This is a genomic window from Leptospiraceae bacterium, from assembly GCA_024233835.1.
GTDB lineage: Bacteria > Spirochaetota > Leptospiria > Leptospirales > Leptospiraceae > JACKPC01.
The window spans coordinates 21,003-38,873 of sequence record JACKPC010000007.1 but is presented as its reverse complement, the minus strand read 5'-3'; the positions used below and the strand labels follow the sequence as shown (position 1 = coordinate 38,873).

12 protein-coding genes and 3 tRNA genes are annotated in these 17,871 nt (G+C 40.9%); 6 read left to right on the top strand and 9 right to left on the bottom strand.

The window, feature by feature from the left end; all coding sequences use genetic code 11:
* Nucleotides 1-125 precede the first annotated feature (125 nt).
* The 3 genes from gltB (at nucleotide 126) to fliG (ending at nucleotide 7,293) form a co-directional block, all read left to right on the top strand.
* Nucleotides 126-4,694: a glutamate synthase large subunit gene (gene gltB, locus H7A25_24310; protein ID MCP5503044.1), complete on the top strand. Its 4,569-nt coding sequence runs from the start codon at nucleotides 126-128 to the stop codon at nucleotides 4,692-4,694.
* Complete coding sequence (locus tag H7A25_24305) at nucleotides 4,687-6,117, top strand: glutamate synthase subunit beta (GenBank protein ID MCP5503043.1); 1,431 nt, start codon at nucleotides 4,687-4,689, stop codon at nucleotides 6,115-6,117. Before gltB ends, H7A25_24305 begins: the two co-directional genes overlap by 8 nt.
* A gap of 159 nt (nucleotides 6,118-6,276) precedes the next feature.
* Complete coding sequence (fliG, locus tag H7A25_24300) at nucleotides 6,277-7,293, top strand: flagellar motor switch protein FliG (GenBank protein MCP5503042.1); 1,017 nt, start codon at nucleotides 6,277-6,279, stop codon at nucleotides 7,291-7,293.
* A gap of 5 nt (nucleotides 7,294-7,298) precedes the next feature.
* On the opposite strand, the gene H7A25_24295 is transcribed toward fliG, so the two are convergent.
* The 7 genes from H7A25_24295 to guaA all read right to left on the bottom strand — a co-directional run bounded on the left by H7A25_24295 (nucleotide 7,299) and on the right by guaA (nucleotide 12,176).
* Nucleotides 7,299-7,375, bottom strand: a tRNA-Asp gene (locus H7A25_24295).
* A 58-nt stretch (nucleotides 7,376-7,433) separates the two neighbouring features.
* Nucleotides 7,434-8,240, bottom strand: a complete 807-nt coding sequence (locus H7A25_24290; protein ID MCP5503041.1) for an RNA methyltransferase — start codon at nucleotides 8,238-8,240, stop codon at nucleotides 7,434-7,436.
* A 21-nt stretch (nucleotides 8,241-8,261) separates the two neighbouring features.
* Nucleotides 8,262-8,528, bottom strand: coding sequence for a hypothetical protein (locus H7A25_24285; GenBank protein MCP5503040.1), 267 nt, complete (start codon nucleotides 8,526-8,528; stop codon nucleotides 8,262-8,264).
* Nucleotides 8,518-10,083: a hypothetical protein gene (locus H7A25_24280; protein ID MCP5503039.1), complete on the bottom strand. Its 1,566-nt coding sequence runs from the start codon at nucleotides 10,081-10,083 to the stop codon at nucleotides 8,518-8,520. The genes H7A25_24285 and H7A25_24280 overlap by 11 nt, the downstream gene beginning before the upstream one ends.
* Before the next feature lie 57 nt (nucleotides 10,084-10,140).
* Nucleotides 10,141-10,224: transfer RNA gene (locus H7A25_24275), tRNA-Leu, on the bottom strand.
* Nucleotides 10,225-10,242: 18 nt separating this feature from the next.
* A tRNA-Cys gene (locus H7A25_24270) sits at nucleotides 10,243-10,314 on the bottom strand.
* A gap of 50 nt (nucleotides 10,315-10,364) precedes the next feature.
* Nucleotides 10,365-12,176 carry a glutamine-hydrolyzing GMP synthase gene (guaA, locus tag H7A25_24265; protein ID MCP5503038.1) on the bottom strand — a complete coding sequence of 604 codons (1,812 nt, stop codon included), beginning with the start codon at nucleotides 12,174-12,176 and terminating at the stop codon, nucleotides 10,365-10,367.
* 161 nt (nucleotides 12,177-12,337) lie between these two features.
* Here guaA and H7A25_24260 point away from each other — a divergent pair, with 161 nt between their 5' ends.
* Nucleotides 12,338-13,921 (top strand): diguanylate cyclase, encoded by a 1,584-nt coding sequence (locus H7A25_24260; GenBank protein MCP5503037.1) that lies wholly within the window; start codon nucleotides 12,338-12,340, stop codon nucleotides 13,919-13,921.
* Nucleotides 13,922-13,932: 11 nt separating this feature from the next.
* Here H7A25_24260 and H7A25_24255 read toward each other — a convergent pair whose 3' ends face one another.
* Both H7A25_24255 and H7A25_24250 read right to left on the bottom strand, forming a co-directional pair.
* Nucleotides 13,933-15,075, bottom strand: a complete 1,143-nt coding sequence (locus H7A25_24255; GenBank protein ID MCP5503036.1) for a fatty acid desaturase — start codon at nucleotides 15,073-15,075, stop codon at nucleotides 13,933-13,935.
* 1 nt (nucleotide 15,076) lies between these two features.
* On the bottom strand, nucleotides 15,077-16,153 hold the full coding sequence (locus H7A25_24250; protein ID MCP5503035.1) for a fatty acid desaturase: 1,077 nt from the start codon (nucleotides 16,151-16,153) through the stop codon (nucleotides 15,077-15,079).
* Nucleotides 16,154-16,324: 171 nt separating this feature from the next.
* On the opposite strand from H7A25_24250, the gene H7A25_24245 reads away from it, so the two are divergent.
* Both H7A25_24245 and H7A25_24240 read left to right on the top strand, forming a co-directional pair.
* Entirely contained in the window at nucleotides 16,325-17,323 is a 999-nt protein-coding gene (locus tag H7A25_24245) for an AAA family ATPase (protein MCP5503034.1), read from the top strand.
* Nucleotides 17,320-17,865 carry a hypothetical protein gene (locus H7A25_24240; GenBank protein ID MCP5503033.1) on the top strand — a complete coding sequence of 182 codons (546 nt, stop codon included), beginning with the start codon at nucleotides 17,320-17,322 and terminating at the stop codon, nucleotides 17,863-17,865. The genes H7A25_24245 and H7A25_24240 overlap by 4 nt, the downstream gene beginning before the upstream one ends.
* Nucleotides 17,866-17,871: the final 6 nt, after the last annotated feature.

The following is a 17,871-nucleotide window of genomic DNA, read 5'->3' as shown; positions in this document are numbered from 1 at the left end:
TTTAGCATTTTTCTTATTTGCTTGAAGAAGGCTCTTCGTGCTTATAAAACTATAACTTGAAAAAGCTACAACCTGAATAATTATGGCGAGTAGGAAAATTCCAAGTAATTTTAAGGGAAAGATATATGCAGGAAAGAAAGAACGACCCGGTTCAGAACTCTTATATTCCACAGGCTCAGGGTCTTTACGATCCCTCATTCGAAAAAGATTCCTGTGGGGTTGGTTTTATTGCCAATATAAAAGGGGAACGCTCAAATAAAATAGTCGAAAAAGGCATTCGGCTCATGTGCAACCTCGAACATCGCGGTGCTGAAGGTGCAGATCCCAAAACCGGCGATGGAGCCGGTATCATGATTCAGATCCCGGATGCATTTTTTCGCAAACAGCTTCCTTTTGAACTACCGGCCGAAGGTGATTATGCAGTAGGAGTTTTATTTTTACCTCAAGACCCTCTGATACGGGAAGGTATAGAAACGATTATCGAAAAGGTAATCGTAGACGAAGGAGAATACTGTCTCGGGTTCAGAGAGATTCCGGTAAACCTTGAAGTAGCCGGAACTGTAGCCAGAAAAACCGTTCCTGTTTTTAAACACGTTTTCATAGGTAAAGGTGATGCAACAGAGCGCGGAGATGGCTTTGAAAGAAAGTTATTTTTAATCCGCAGAATTATAGACCAGCGTATACGCTCCCAATACAAACTGGATCGCAGCCAGTATTATGTGCCCAGCTTCTCTTCGCGTACGATTATTTACAAGGGTATGCTACTCGGGCAACAGGTTCGTCCTTTTTATAAGGACCTGCAATCACCTGATATTACCAGTTCTTTTTGTCTTACGCATACCAGGTTCTCCACAAATACTTTTCCGACCTGGGATCTTGCCCATCCTTACCGCTTAATTGCCCATAACGGGGAAATCAATACACTGCGCGGAAACATTAACTGGATGGCTACCCGACAAAAAGTAATGGAATCTCCGCATTACGGTCAGGAACTGAAACGTATGCTACCTGTTATTATGGAAGGACAGAGTGATACCGCCACCTTCGATACAGTACTTGAACTACTTTGCATGGCAGGAAGGACTCTTCCTCACGCTGTGATGATGATGATTCCGGAAGCCTGGAGCAAACAAAAAGACATGGATGTTGATAAACGAGCTTTCTATGAATACCATGCTACCCTCATCGAACCCTGGGATGGACCTGCAGCTATTGCCTTCTGTGACGGCCGGGTAATCGGTGCTACCCTTGACCGGAATGGTCTGCGTCCCGCTCGCTATATCGTCACTACAGACAACGAAGTAATTCTGAGTTCAGAAGCCGGTGTACTTAACACCGATCCTTCTAAAATTGTAAAAACAGAGCGCTTAAGTCCGGGAAGAATGCTACTCATTGACCTCGAAAAAGGTCAATTCCTTGATGATGAAAAAATCAAGATGCAAATCAGTCGTCAACAGCCTTACAGGGAATGGGTAAATGAACACCTGATTCGCCTGAATCAGCTTCCGGATATGGATGGAATCAAACAATCCGACCATAATATTATCATGAGCCGGATGAGAGCTTTTGGCTATACAGCGGAAGACATCATGACTGTCATCAAACCTATGGCTATAAAAGGAGAAGAACCGGTAGGTTCTATGGGAGAGGATGTCAGTCTGGCCGTTCTTTCCAATAAGCCCCAGCCCCTTTTCCGTTACTTCAAGCAAAACTTTGCCCAGGTAACCAATCCTCCTATTGACCCGATACGGGAAGAATTGGTCATGGAACTCACCACCTATATCGGACCGGAAGGGAACCTGATGGCCGAATCCCCCGAACACTGTCTGCGATTAGAATTGGAACATCCGGTTCTTACCAATGATGAACTGGAAAAAATCAGGCAAATTAAGCAGTTCAGGGATGGGGAGCTGAAAGCCGTTACCTATTCTATCCTGTTTAATCCTCATGTAAAACACAGCATGAGAAACTCCCTGGATAAACTCTGCGAACAGGTAGCCGATTCTGTAAGAAATGGTTATAATCTCGTGATTATCTCCGACAGGGGAGTGGGACGAGATAGAGCACCGATTCCCAGTCTTTTAGCTGTAGCCGGGCTACATCATTACTTGATCCGAGAAGGCTTACGCACCAAAATAGGTATCATCCTTGAATCGGGAGAACCCCGTGAAGTGGCACACTTTGCTCTGCTTTGTGGCTATGGTGCCAATGCCATCAATCCTTACATGGCTTTCGATGCGATTTCCGATCTTATCGATCAGGGTTTAATGCCGGAAGTAAGTGATTTCAAAACAGCAAAAAAGAACTACATAAAATCTATTGGAAAAGGTTTATTCAAAATCTTCAGTAAGATGGGAATTTCTACCCTGCAATCCTACTGCGGTGGGCAAATTTTTGAAGCGGTAGGTCTGGATTCCGAACTGGTAAGTAAATATTTCACCGGAACTCCCACCCGTATTGAAGGTATGAGTCTGGAAATGCTGGAAATGGAAGCAGTTAAAAAGCATAAAAATGCCTTTAGCCCGACCTATTATCCGGGTGCACTGGAACCGGGAGGTCTTCATTACTACCGTAAACACAGCGATCCCCATATTTACAATTCCAATACCATCTTAAAATTACAGGAATCGACCAAGAACAACGATTATAAGATGTTCAGGGAATTTTCTGATATCATAGACAAACAACACGAAGGATTAATCACCCTGCGCAGTCTCTTCCAGATAGATGAAAGCAAATGCAAACCCATCCCCATTGAAGAAGTAGAGCCGGCTTCTGAAATTGTAACCCGTTTTCAAACAGGAGCTATGAGTTTTGGTTCCATATCAGCCGAAGCCCACACATCCATGGCTATTGCCATGAACCGGATAGGAGCTAAATCCAATACCGGTGAAGGGGGGGAAGATGCAGAACGCTATAAAACCCTTCCAAATGGAGATAGTATGCGCTCTGCCATAAAACAGGTGGCTTCCGGTCGTTTCGGAGTTACAACAAATTATCTTGTAAATGCAGATGATATTCAGATAAAAATGGCACAGGGAGCAAAACCCGGAGAAGGAGGGCAATTACCAGGCCATAAAGTAGACCAGGTAATCGCAAACCTTCGTTACAGTACACCCGGTGTTACCCTGATTTCTCCTCCTCCTCACCATGATATTTATTCTATCGAAGATTTAAAGCAGTTGATTTTCGACCTGAAAAATGTAAATCCACGGGCGAGAATCAGCGTAAAACTGGTATCTGAAGTTGGAGTGGGAACTATTGCAGCCGGAGTAGCCAAGGCCCATGCCGATCATATCCTGATTAGTGGCCATGATGGAGGAACCGGAGCCAGCCCTCTATCTTCCATCCATAACGCAGGAACTCCCTGGGAAATCGGTCTGGCGGAAACCCACCAAACCCTGGTAATCAACGGACTTCGGGATAGAGTTTATCTTGCTGTAGACGGAAAATTATCTACAGGAAAAGATGTTATCCTCGCTGCCCTGCTGGGTGCCGAAGAATTTGGATTTTCCACTTCTTCTCTCATTACCCTCGGTTGTATCATGATGCGTAAATGTCACCTGAATACCTGTCCGGTGGGAGTTGCCACCCAGGATGAAAGACTGAGAAAGCATTTCAATGGAAAACCCGAATACCTGGTAAACTACATGATGTTTATCGCCGAGCAGGTTCGGGAATACATGGCCAAAATGGGATTCCGAAAATTCACTGACATGATAGGACAGGTGGAATTGATAAAATACCAGCGTCCCCGTAATCACTGGAAAGCAAGAGGACTTGATTTCTCCAAAATTCTCGCAAAACCCAGGCCGGCACATTTCCCTACGGACATGCACAGGACCAAAGAGCAAAACCATGGTCTGGAAAAACAGTTAGACAATGAAATCATCCGCCGTTGTAGGGCAGCCATCGACTATAAAAACCCGGTTAAGTTTGATATGAAAGTAGTAAACCTGAACCGGACAGTTGGAACGATGTTAGCCGGTGAAATAGCCAGAAGATACGGAGAAGAAGGACTGCCGGAAGATACTATAGACATTTCTTTTACCGGAACCGCAGGACAAAGCTTCGGTGCCTTTATTAATAAAGGTATTACACTTCGCTTAATCGGAGCTGCTAATGACTATGTAGGAAAAGGTTTATGTGGTGGAAAACTCATCGTCAAAACCCCGGAAGAAGCCAGCTATGATCCCGCTGAAAACATTATTATAGGAAACACCTGTTTTTATGGGGCAACTCAGGGTTATGCCTACATTAACGGAGTGGCAGGAGAACGTTTCTGCGTTCGGAATTCGGGTGCCAGAGTCGTAGTGGAAGGAATTGGCGACCATGGCTGTGAATATATGACAGGTGGAGTTGCCATTGTTCTCGGAAAAACCGGAAGAAACTTTGCTGCCGGGATGTCCGGTGGGATTGCTTATGTTTGGGACTACCAGAATAATTTCCGAAATCAGGTAAACATGTCTATGGTTGTTTTAGAATCTCTTTCAGAGCAGGAAGAAATAGACATGGTAAAAGCCATGATTCAGTCCCATGTCGACTACACAGGCTCGAAAAGAGCGGAAAACATTCTGAATAACTGGAATTCGGAACTAAGCAGGTTTATAAAGGTTATACCTGTGGATTATCAGAAAGCATTGCAGAAAATGCAGCAAAACTTAAAAATTGCAAAGGAGACGGTTCATGGGTAAACCAACTGGCTTTATAGAATACGAACGTGAATACATCGAATCTTTACCTCCCGAGGAAAGAGTTACCAACTATAAAGAATTCGAGCGTTCCTACAGTGAAGAAAAGGCAAAAATTCAAGCAGCTCGCTGTATGGACTGCGGAATCCCTTTTTGCCACAGTGAAACCGGCTGTCCGGTCGATAACCTGATCCCGGAGTTTAATGATCTGGTTTATAACCAGAGATGGAAAGACGCCCTGGACAAGCTCCACAGCACTAATAATTTCCCGGAATTTACCGGGAGATTGTGTCCGGCTCCCTGCGAAGGAGCCTGCACGGTAGGCCTTATCAGTAAACCCGTTTCCATTAAAGGAATCGAACGCACCATTATAGACAGAGGCTTTTCTGAGGGCTGGGTAGTTCCTGTAGTCCCGGAAACCAGAACCAATAAGAAGGTAGCTATTGTAGGCTCCGGCCCCGCCGGTCTGGCCTGCGCTCAACAATTAGCAAGAGTCGGTCACAGTGTAGTTGTATATGAAAAAGCCGATCGTCCGGGTGGCTTATTACGTTATGGTATACCGGACTTCAAGATGGAGAAATGGCTGATTGACCGCAGGGTAACGCAAATGGAAGCAGAAGGGGTAATCTTTAAAAATAATGTCCACGTAGGAGTGGATATCAGTGCAGACGACCTCTTAAAAGATTATGATGCAGTAGTTCTGGCTATGGGTTCTGAAAAACCCCGTGATCTGACCATTCCGGGTCGTGATCTGAAAGGTATCCATTTTGCTATGGAATTTTTAAGCCTGAATAATAAAAAAGTGGCCGGAGATTCTGTAGATATCATCGATGCGAAAGGGAAAAACGTGATTGTTATCGGGGGAGGAGATACCGGTTCCGACTGTGTGGGAACTTCCAACCGACACGGAGCCAAATCCGTTACACAGATAGAACTCTTCCCGGAACCACCGGCAGAAAGAGATCCCTCCACCCCCTGGCCCTTATATCCGAAAATGCTTCGTACCTCATCCAGCCACCAGGAAGGCGTAAACCGTCAGTGGTCGGTGAATACTCTCGGCTTCAAAGGTAATGACAGGAGAGAAGTGATTTCGATTCATGGCAACCGGGTAGAATTCGTAAATGGCAAGTTTCAACCGATACCCGGAACAGAATTCGAATGGCCCGCCGATCTCGTATTTCTGGCTATGGGCTTTGTGCATCCGGTTCGGGAAGGTCTTTTAAACCAGTTAAGCGAAAAAGGCCTGCAACTGAGCCAGGCCGGGAATGTCCAGGCAAGTTTTGGAACAGGCTCCGGCTCTTTCCAGACCGGTGCCCAAAAAGTATTTGCCTGCGGTGATGTGAGAAGAGGCCAATCCTTAATCGTCTGGGCTATTTCAGAAGGTCGTAAATGTGCCAACCAGGTGCATGAAATGCTAATGAAATAATTACCCGATGCCTGAAAGCAAGTGAACCACCGATGGTTCGCTTGCTATTTCTCCTGCATAATTCTCTTCCGACTTCCCCTTCAAATGCTACATAATCCGGTAAAAATGTTTGACGAAAGCAGGGTTTTTCGTATAAGAATATAATCGCAGGAGTTTTTTTTGAAAACGAACGATTCCAATAATGCCCTGAAAGGAGCCCGCAAAGCCGCTGCCCTGCTTTTGACCATGGGAAAAGAAGAGGCTGCACGGGTGCTTTCTCACCTTGATGATAAGATGATAGAACAGATAGTTCTGGAAATGACCCGAATTAAAGCTGTTCCGAAAGATGAAAAAGATAAAATTCTCAAAGAATTTAGCAGTACCATAGAAGAAGTTTCGAGGGAAATGCGAGGAGGCATAGACACAGCCAAAGAAATCCTTTCCCGTTCCCTCGGAGAGGACAGGGCAGAAGAAGTCATACAGAAAGTCAATAAGCGCGATATGAAAAAAGACTTCGAGTTTTTAAATGATATCGATCCCTATACGATTGCTGCCCTGATTGGAAAAGAAGCTCCTCAGACCATAGCCGTAACCATTTCCCACCTTGGTGCAAAAAAGGCCGCTGAAGTTCTGAAACTCCTGCCCCGCGAGCTTCAGTCCCAGATTGCTCTTCGACTTGCAACTACTTCCAAGTCCCACCCGGATGCTGTTGCCAATATTGCCCGTGTGTTACGTAAAAAATATGAATCCAGAGATGAACTGGAACTCACGACCGCCGGTGGAGTTCAATCCCTGGCTGAGATTCTGAACCACATGGATAAAAACATAGAAAGCAACATCCTTCAGGATCTTTCCGAAACTTCACCGGAACTTGCCAACACGGTTCGAGACAAACTGTATGCCTTTGAAGACCTTCTGGATCTGAATCAGAAAGAAATGCGTACTCTAATCAACCGTCTCGGTGGAAATGAACTTCTGATTGCAGCTCTCAGGGGTGCCGGAGACGAACTTCGGCAGCACTTTTTCAATGCTATGTCTCAAAACCGTGCGGTGGATATCATCGAAGAAATGGATGCCAGGGGTAAATTAACCTTACGGGAAATTATGCAGGCCAGGTCAGAAATCCTGAATATAGCCAGAGATTTAGAATTAGAAGGATTTTTAGTGATTAAGAAGAAGGGAGAGGAGTATATTTAAGAACTTGGCGGAGCTGACGGGACTCGAACCCGCGACATCCTGCGTGACAGGCAGGCACTCTAACCAGCTGAGCTACAGCTCCCTGACCAAGTGAATACAAACTAATTACATCCACACTTTTAGTCAAGCTTCTTTTAGATTTATTTTCCACTCTTTAGAAATTTTTCCTTCTGATAATGGGATAAGAGTATGGCCGTTGCAAGTCCTGCATTCAAGGAACCGGCTTCTTCTGAAATTGGAATCTGTAAAAGAATATCTGCTGTATGTCTTACAAAAGAATCAATTCCCCTGCCTTCATTGCCTATAACAAGGGCGAAGGTTTCCGGAAAAGAAAATTCATACACATTTCGGTTCTTCTCTTCCCCCATCTTTCTTGCAGACGCGGCAATCATTTGAAAGCCTTTTTCTTTCAGGAGAGGAAATATCTCCTTTAAATGTTTTACACGGTATATATCCAGTAAGAATGTATTACCAAGGGCCACTCGAACGGCACGACGAATGTAAGGCTCACAGGTTTTTTCATCTATTAGAAGACTCTTACATCCAAAAGCCAGGGAAGTACGAACAATGGAACCCACATTTTCTGCATCGACAAGTCCATTTAAAACAATCACAGGAGATTGAATTTCTGTTATAGGTTTCTCCTTCGGTTTTTTCGCCAGTGCCATAAACCCCTGATGGATAGGAAAGCCCATGAAAGATTCCATATCTTCTTTGCTTGCCATAAAGACTTTCTCTTCAGGAAGCTTCTGTAAAATCAAGGCTTTATGGGTTTCATAGTAATTGGATAAACAGAAAATATTTTCTACTTCCAGTTCGGATTGCAATAATTTTATAACTGCCTTATCTCCATCAGCTATAAAATATTCTTTTCCGATGCCCGCACCATCCTTCTGGGAACGATAGGGCAAAAGAAGGGGATTATCCGGTTTGACAATTACAGGCATAATAGAATAATAATCCGCTTATCAGGCTTGCTCCATACCTTTGTCTAAAAAATTCTGGAATAGGGCTATATTTTTTTTCTGTATATATAAAGTTACAAAGGCATCTTCGAGAGGAATCGCACCTCCGATTAAAGACATCAGTTCTTCTCCTGTTACCAGATATTTTACTTCCCTGAGTTCTAAATAATTCTTGATTAAGTTGATTTGATATATAGCAGAGGTTTGAAAAACAGGAACGAACTCTTCCCCGTCTCCTTCTTCCTCCTCTGTTAAAATACTAAGCGGCATAATTTTGTAAATTCTCAATAGAGGTCTGGATCTCTTTCATGAAGACTAAAAGCCGTTTGAAACTTTCAATACTTTCTAATTGCTTTCCGGTGAGTTCACTTACCTGCTTGATTTCTTCTGTAATATTATTTAAAGAAGAAGACTGTTTCTGGGTACTTTCCTCGATAATAAAAGAACTTCGATTTAATTTTTCGAGAGAGCTAATCACAGCCTGTTGATTTTCTCCGAAGGCCTTCAGCATATCTTCACCTATTTGAATCGAGCGACTCACTTTTTTACTCATATCTACTACAGTATCAAAAACCCTATCAACATTTTCTACATATTCGTGTGCTGACTGGATCTGCTGTAAGGAGTCCCGTATATATTCGGTAATCTGGGTCGTTTGCAGGCTTGAGTTTCCGGCTAACTTATTTATTTCTCCGGCTACAATGGCGAAACCTCTTCCGCTCTCCCCGGCTCTCTCTGCTTCAATAGAAGCATTTAAAGAAAGTAAATTTGTTTGATAGGTTATTTCTTTCATAAGCTTAATGGCCCTCGACATATTTTCTGAGGAATGGCGAACCTTATCCATAGCCTTTGAAGTTAAGTCCATATATCGCTTACCTTCAAGAATATTATATTCCGATTCTCTTGCAGCATCGGACATGTCCTCTAAAGCTCTTACAAACTTATTATTTAAACGATTCATTTCTTCAGTTTGTTGTAAAACAAAATCACTGAGTTGTTTCTGCTCTGTAGAAGCCTTTACCACTTTATCTGAAGCTTGATTGATTTCTGTCATGGTTTTGGAAGTATTGGAAGAAAGCCTGGCTGTTGCCTGAATATTTTGCGTAATAAAAGAAATAGAATTTTCTGCTTCCTCTTCAAAACCTTTAAAACGAGAAGAAGAATGATGTAATTTCTTTAGAAGTTCCCTGTTCTTCTCCTGGTTTAGTTTCGCTATTTCATAGCTTTTATTCGCTTTTAATATAGTTTTAACAGAAAGAAGGGTTAAGAAGTACATAATCGCAGCAATCATACTTACAAAAAGGATAATATTCATAAGCATATCTCCGTTGTAAACATTCAGAGGAAAGCCGGTAGAACGATCCAAGAATTGCACCTTAGAAAAACTCTTCACGCTAAGAATTAGAAGAAGCTCAAATAAGATTCCTAAAGAAGAGTTGAATATAGTAAATCGTGAATTATATCGGAAAGGCCCAAGGCAGATAGTAAGGAGATTCACTACAAACAGGGGTTTCTCTTTGATTGCATAGTCTCCTCCATTTAGCATAAACAAAACACTTGCAAGACGAACCATAAAGAGAACGAAAAAATCCATGAAGGCATTAAAATAAATTAAGACTATATTATATACCTGTTTTCTTAAATAGTATCTTGAAATCAAAGAGTTCAAAAGATACAGCAGGGTTCCAAGGCTAAAAGCTATCGTGATCTCAAAACTCACACTTTTATAGCTCACGATCGTTGCGATGACAAAAAGCGCAACCATCACCTGCCGTACACGGTTTACATTATTTTCTCCATCAAAAATAGGTAGAACTGTATTCATAATTTCCCTATTTTAACTATCGGTAAAGGAAGGATTTAGAAAGAGAAGTTTCAAAAGTACCTGGAGCGGGACTTGAACCCGCACGGGATTGCTCCCACAGGATTTTAAGTCCTGTGTGTCTACCTATTCCACCATCCAGGCAAAAGAAAACAAGTGCTGAGGCGTCGGCCGGATTCGAACCGGCGATCAAGCTTTTGCAGAGCCATGCCTTAGCCACTTGGCCACGACGCCGAGAGCGTTTTTACATTATTTGAATAACGGAATCACTGTCAATAGAATTTTTATTCCCATTCGATGGTTCCCGGTGGTTTATGGGTCAAATCATAAAAAACATAAGAAATATTTGGGTGTGACAGGAGTGAATGGGTAATATCTTTTAGAAATTCCCGATTCATACAATAGAAATTTGCTGTCATGGCTTCCTGGGATTCAACCGGTCTCAATACGATACTAAAAGTGAAATCTTCTTTCCCTATGGGCAGAAGGACCACCGGGAATTGCCAGATTTCTCCTAAAAGTTTATATTGAATGAGCTTATCCTGAACTATGGCATCAGCCTCCCTGAGAATATCAGAATGTTTTTTATCCATAAAAATCGGATTAAAATAAAAAGAAGGAGGAAGTTCTCTCTGGAAAGGTGCAAAAACCACCCGGTTTATCTCCGTTATTTCATTGGTTATCCGGGTTGATATTTCATTATAAGTGTCCCAATTATCTGAAAAGTCATTGAGAGCTGCACAGTGACGATAACTTCGTTTATCCCCCTGTACTCCTACCGATTGAACGGGCAAAACAGAGACCATGGCTGAAGGATAGGAGCCTATTATCTCCGCTAACTTATCTTCTTCCGGAATATGTGTATCAATAGGAGTCGCAATCATCCGGACTCCGAGCCCGGGTCCCGGGAAGGGGTGACGCATAGTCCATTCCTTATCCACACCCAACAGTATACCAAGCCCTCGAACCTCATCCTTATACAATTCCTTAATCGGCTCTACCAGCTCTCCCTTTTCCATGAGTTCCAAAATTTCCTGTACCCGATTATGGTGGGTTTTAATATTATGAGAATGTCTGGTTCCTCCACTCTCTATAGTATCCGGATAAATCGTTCCCTGTCCGAGCATCCACTCCTGTGGATTCAGATTCATTTTGGCAGCGTATTCCGCCCTTGCTTCTAAAAATAGCTTACCCATAATTTTCCGTTTTTCTTCCGGATCGGTTTTACCTTCGAGAGCTTTATAGAATCTCTGTGATTCATCTGAGACATAGATATGAACCCCGATTGTAGAAAGGTTTTGTTGAAGATTTTTCACTTCATCTTTTCTCATAAAACCGGTATCAATTAAGAGACCTTTCACCCGGGCTTCCCCCAGTGCCCGCACCAGAAGGATATAAGAAACCGTAGAGTCCACTCCACCGGAGACCAGCATAAAGACTTTCTTATGAGCCGGAATTTCTTCCTGTAATTCTTTAATTTTTTGTGCTAAAAACTGGTTTAAATCCCAGGAACCGGAAAGGCCACAGAGAGAGATAAAATTGGAGAGCAGTTTTAAACCCTGCCTGGTATGAGTCACTTCCGGATGAAATTGTATTCCAATAATACGCCTCTCGGGATCGATAATACCTGCATTCTTGCAATTTTCACTTTCTGCAAAACAGACAAAACCCTCAGGAAGTTCAATGGCTTCATCACCGTGACTCATCCATACAACTTCCTTATTCGAAAGGCCGGAAGTAATCGGATAACGAAAAGGATTAAAAATCGAAAGACCGGCTCTTCCGTATTCGCGTTTATACGAATTACTTACCTTTCCTCCTAATTTTTTCACCAGTAGCTGATGACCGTAGCAAATACCTAATATGGGAATATTCAGGGAGAATAAGGAATCAGATATATCCGGCGCATTTTCTTCGTAAACACTCGAAGGGCCACCGGAAAAGATCAAACCGGAGAACTCCCTGTATTTTTCCGGACTCTCCTCATTACTCAAGATTTCTGTATAAGCACCTAAATGTCGAATTCTGGAAGAAATTAAATGTGCATATTGACCTCCAAAGTCAATCACTCCGATTTTACCATTTATTGTATCCATATTCATGCGGCTTCTCCCAAAATTATAAAAAAATGTACAGATTTTAAGCAAAGATACAACTGTCAAGTTGAAAAAAGCTTATCCTCAATACAAGAAACAGCGAACAAATCAGAAAACACTTGCAAGAGAAACGAAAGCTTTCTTTAGTAAAATATCTCCCTATGTCAGACATTTTACGTAAGGTTCTTGTTACTGCATTCATCGGATTCCTCTACGGATTCGGCAGCCTTCTGGCTGTTCCTATGCAAATCCGAATTGGTGTCTTATCCCTACAGGGAGAACAACACACAAAAACTCAATGGGCAGAAACCGCAAATTACCTTTCGAGCACACTTGAAAATAAAGAGTTTATCATAGTTCCTTTATCCTTCCAAAAAATAAAAGAAGCAGTAGAACACGAAGAAGTTGATTATATTATTTTAAATCCGGCTCTATACACAGAACTATCTGCATCTTATAACATAAGCCCCATTGCAAGTATGAAACGAGAACTTGGAGGCTTTATTTATTCTTACTTTTCAAGTTCCATATTTACTTTACGAAAAAATACGCACATTCGAGAATTTAAGGATATTTATAATAAACAAATTGCTGCTGTATCTCCCAATTCTCTCGGAGGCTGGTTAATGGCAAAACGAGAATTTCTACATTATGGAATCTCTCCTGATACAGATTTCAAGAGTGTAGAGTTTTTCGAAGACCACCGCAAAGTTGTTGAGGCTGTAAAAAGTGGACAAAAAGATGTAGGCATTGTTCGTTTTGATATTCTTGCCTTAATGCAATCAGAAGGTTTAATAAAAGTGGAGGACTTTTATATATTACATGGTTCTAAAAAAGGACATTTTACCGCAGGCTTTCCACTAAGTAAAGATTTTTCCCACAGTACAGATTTCTATCCGGAATGGCCCTTCTGTGCCTTACCACATACATCTCAACAACTAAATCGAACCATTGCAATATCCTTATTCAGTATATCTTCTAATTCTAAAGTAGCGAAGATCTCCGGAATCTATTCCTGGACACCTCCTTTAAACTATCAATCCGTAAATGAATTATACCGGGAGTTAAGAATAGGCCCTTTTAAAAAAATAAACTTACGCTTCAGTGATGTCTTTGAAAACTACTCTTCCGTAATTATTATATTCAGTAGTTTATTTTTTGTTTTACTTTCTCTTCTTATCATACTTGTATTTCTACTTCTGAAGCTACACCGATTAAATCAAAAAATTCAAAGAGCCTCCGAAGAAGATATTTTAACAGGTCTTCCCAACAGAAGACTTTTTGATTTTTTCCTCGGAAAATGTTTAAGCCGTGCAGATCGGAACAATCAAAGAGTAGGAATTCTTTTTATTGATCTGGATGATTTTAAATATGTAAATGATAATTACGGACACAGAACCGGTGACCTGATACTAAAACAGGTAGCCGAGCGCTTTAAAAAAATCCTTCGTTCGGAGGAACTAATTGCAAGACAGGGTGGAGATGAATTTATAGCTGTCTTTGTTGATGTAGCTGAAACGAAACTGGAAGAAATTTCAAAGCGCTTCATAAAAAAGATAACCTCTCCTTTTTATCTCTTAGATAAGAAATCTATAATAATCGGCTGTAGTATTGGAATTAGCATTTACCCTGAGGATGGAAAAGATGTTACCGAATTAATACACAATGCTGATCTGGCGATGTATGAAGCAAAAAGAACGGGGAAAAATCAGTATAGATTTTTCTCCCGTTTGAATAAGACCTGAGGGGTTTTCTATTATTCTACATGACAGGCCATACTCAATTTATAAGTAGAGTATTCCCTGGCCGATTTATAGCTATGCCATTCTCCTGTTTCAGAATCGATTAACTTACAATAACTTGTAGAAGTAAGATAATCCAGGAATAAAGTGTTTCTTTCTACAATCACATCCTTATAACCTTTTTTCATTTCCTCTAAGGCTCTTTTTAGGTTATAGCAAGGAATTTTCATGTGAACATGGTGAGGTAAGTGAATATAAATATTCAATAATACTATATTAAAAAACCAGGGAATATGATAATTTATAGTACCGTGAACCTGACCGTAAAAAGGTGTCCAGTCTGCATGTTTCTTCCAGCTAATAGCAGGATTAATGTGATGAACATAAACAGTAAGACCGATATAGTAGTTCCAGGAAATAAAGGGAAGTAACCAGAGCTTAGTAAACGACCAGAACCCGGCCTGCAAATCAAGCCCGGAACCGGCACCGATATAAAAAGCAAAAAGCGCAGTCGATAAACCAAAAACACTGATAAGAATCCTATCCTTAACACTATTTTTGACAGGAGCATTATAGATCATCATTCCCTTTAACCAGACCTCAATCATATAATAAGGGCCGGCTCCCAGAAAAGACCAATAAAGTTTATGTTGCAATTTTTGGATCAGGTTCATTTTCTTATATTCCTCAATTGTAACAGGTGACCATACAAAATCGGCTTCTCTTTTAATAGTATGTCCGTGATGAATTCGGTTATGTCCGTATGCCCATTGACTATAGGCGTGTAAACTCGGAAGAAAGGCAAGCTGCCCGATAAAGCGATTTAGTTTCTCACTCTTAAACAAAGCTCCGTGTGCGGCGTCATGACCGATAATAAATAAACCACTGATAGTAAGCCCGGCCAGCACTTCTAATAAAACAATAAGATACCAGCTTTTTGCGTAATATAGAGAAACCATTACGATAGAAAAAAAAGTAAGGTTCATAAGGAATAAACCGATACCTTTCCAGTTCGGATTCTCAAAAGTTTCCGGGCTCAGATAGCTTCGAATATCACTTAGAGTTGCCCTTTTCTTAGAACTATCTTTTGCAATATTTGTTACTTCGCTGACGGTTTCAGCGTAACGATTCTTGATTTCTTTTTTATCCAGTTTCATTTTAAACTCCTGCTTCTTTAAAAGTTATATATTTTTCGTTTTTGTCATCCCAGAGCTGACATTTTTGAATTGCGTTAAAATACTCCTTCCAGGTAAACTTTTCTTCGCTTAAATCTTCCTTGAAAGAAGATACACGAAGTTGCTCTTGAGCTTCTACCAGCTTATAGGAAGGAATCCTGATATTCAAATGATGGGGAATATGGTAATCAATATGAAAATGTAGAGAAGATAACCAGGCCGGCATGAGAGAATTCCTGGTAGATAATATTTGGCCTTTATATTGTGACCAATTTTCTTCTTTGTAAAACTTCATTTTTTCTGAAGTATGGTGTAAAAAGGTATAAAGAGACATCCAGAATTGAAAAAAAATTGCCGGAATCAGAAGATAATGAAATAAACTATATACAGAACCTGTAAAATAGATTAGGGCAGTTCCCAAAAATCCGAGATACGTAAAAAGAACTGCATACGAAAAATATACATTTTTCCTGTGTGACTCTTTATAGAGAGAGGGATTATAGTGATAATTATAATTATGCAACAAAGAGCCAAGCGGTAGCAAGGTTCTTGTCAGCCTGTAAAGAAAAGCCCGTTTCGGATAACGTTTTTTCAGGATCCTGTATTGTTTAATCGTCAAAGGAATCCAGGTGTTATCATAGTATATAGAGTTGGCCGGGGCCCTGAGAGAATTTGTATGCTGATGATGAGCATTATGAGAATATTTCCAGGCATAATATGGGTAAAAAGAAGGAATAAAAAGAATGTGTCCCCAAAAACTATTCCATCTCTTATTTCCAAAAAAAGATTCATGTGCACAGTCATGACCCAGAATAAATAAGGAAGTTACAGTCGTTCCGGCAAGAAAATAGGCAGGAAGATAGAAGTAATACAGGGCATTTACCTGAACGTAATACAAAAAATAAACCGATATTACAGTCTGTAATAAGCCGGAAAGCAAATATAAAGAAGCCCTTAAACGAGAAGGCCGAAAAACATCCTCCGAAAGCTCTTGTTTAACATCGTTCAGTTTGGGCTCTTTTTTTTCTTCAATTTTCACATCTTCTAGAGTTGTAATCATAGAGACTCCTTGTTTTGACCATTAAATAAACATCGTTAAATAGAGTCAATCATTTAACGATGTTAGATATTGCTTTTTAGATTCCCTTCAGCAAATCGGCACTTAGAAAGAAGATACCTTCTTTGAAATTGTACTTGGCATAATAGGGAAAGATTTTAATTTATTACCATTATGGCTGCTACAACCATTTGCCTGATGAATTTCAAGGGAGGTGTTGGAAAAACAACCTTAACTGTCAACCTTGCCGCAGGCCTTGCCAACGAAACCCGCGAAGATGGTGAGCCCTACAAGGTTTTACTTATCGACGCAGACCCCCAATCCAATGCTTCCGTTTACACCCTCGGTGAATACTGGAGAAAAACCATTTATCCCTCTCCCGATAATAGTCTCTATGGTGTATTCCTGAGGCTTTTTAAAGGTAGTAAAAATGGTCTCGGACCGGACGATATCATAGGTTCTTTTGACGAAGACGCTCCCAAAACCCCGATATTTGCTACCCAGAAAAAAATTTTTAGCGATGGAAAGGCAAAATACGAAGAAGCTCTGGCCTACTGGCCAAACTTACACGTCATTCCCTCCCATTACGGGCTTGTAAATATAGAAAAACAAATGAAATTCTCCAAAGATGGAACGGTTAAAATTCCGGCTCTGGGTGGTTCCTACTATTATTTTGAAATTTTAGATAAAATCTCCCGCTATATCCGTCAAAAATACGACTTCATCCTGATAGATTGCCCTCCGAACCTTTATACCATGTCAGAAAATGCTCTGTATTTTGCCGATCACATCGTCATCCCGGTCATACCCGACTGGCTCTCAACCAATGGCATTAATTGGCTCGTCATGCAACTCTTTTCCATCTCTAAAAAATACAGACGAAAGGCAAAAAGTATCCGTGCCATTGTTCCCACTCTTTGGACGGAAAAAGAGGCTGTCTTTGCGAGACACATTCGAATCTTAAAAAGAAGTCTGGCTTCCTGGAAGAAAATTGAAAAATATCAGAATATCCTGGAAAAAGCCGAAGTCTGGGAAGGTTTACAACGTTCCTCCAGTGTAACAAAGGCTATTGACTCGCTTCGTCCTATCGTCGATTATCCATCCACAGAAGCATCAAGGGCCCAGTTGAATCTGATGCTCAAACAAATAATTCAATGGAGGGAAGGGAAATGAATGCGAACCGGGTAAAAAAACTTTTACAGGAACTGGCAGGCCTTCCAATTGAAAAATTAGGAAGTCAGGACATACATAAACTGGGACTAAGTTTAGAAACTGCAATGGAAAATCTGAAAAAGTTAGATATGATTAGCAGGGTTGAAGAATTACAAAATTCAGTATCCATTGAAAATATTAGCTTTTATAAGCATTTTCTTTCCACTCTAAAACTAAAAAAACCTCTGTCTTCTGATTCGGAATCAGACTGGAGAAGATATTTTGAAGCCTTAGAAAAGGAATATTCAAAAATTGATAAATTAAAAAAAGAATATATAACGCTTTTAAACCGAATCGACCGATTAACAGAAGCAAAAGCCTTGAAGTTGATTTCTGAATTAAGCGAAAAAGACCGAAAGTTACTCGGCCTTCTTGCCAATCTCAGTCCAAAAACAGGTCCTTCTGCGGCTAAACTCGGGCTTACAAATTCTAAAACAGGTCAAAAAATCTGGTATGAAGAATTGAAAAACGTACGTTCACTGGGAATACTGTCTAATGAATAAGGGATT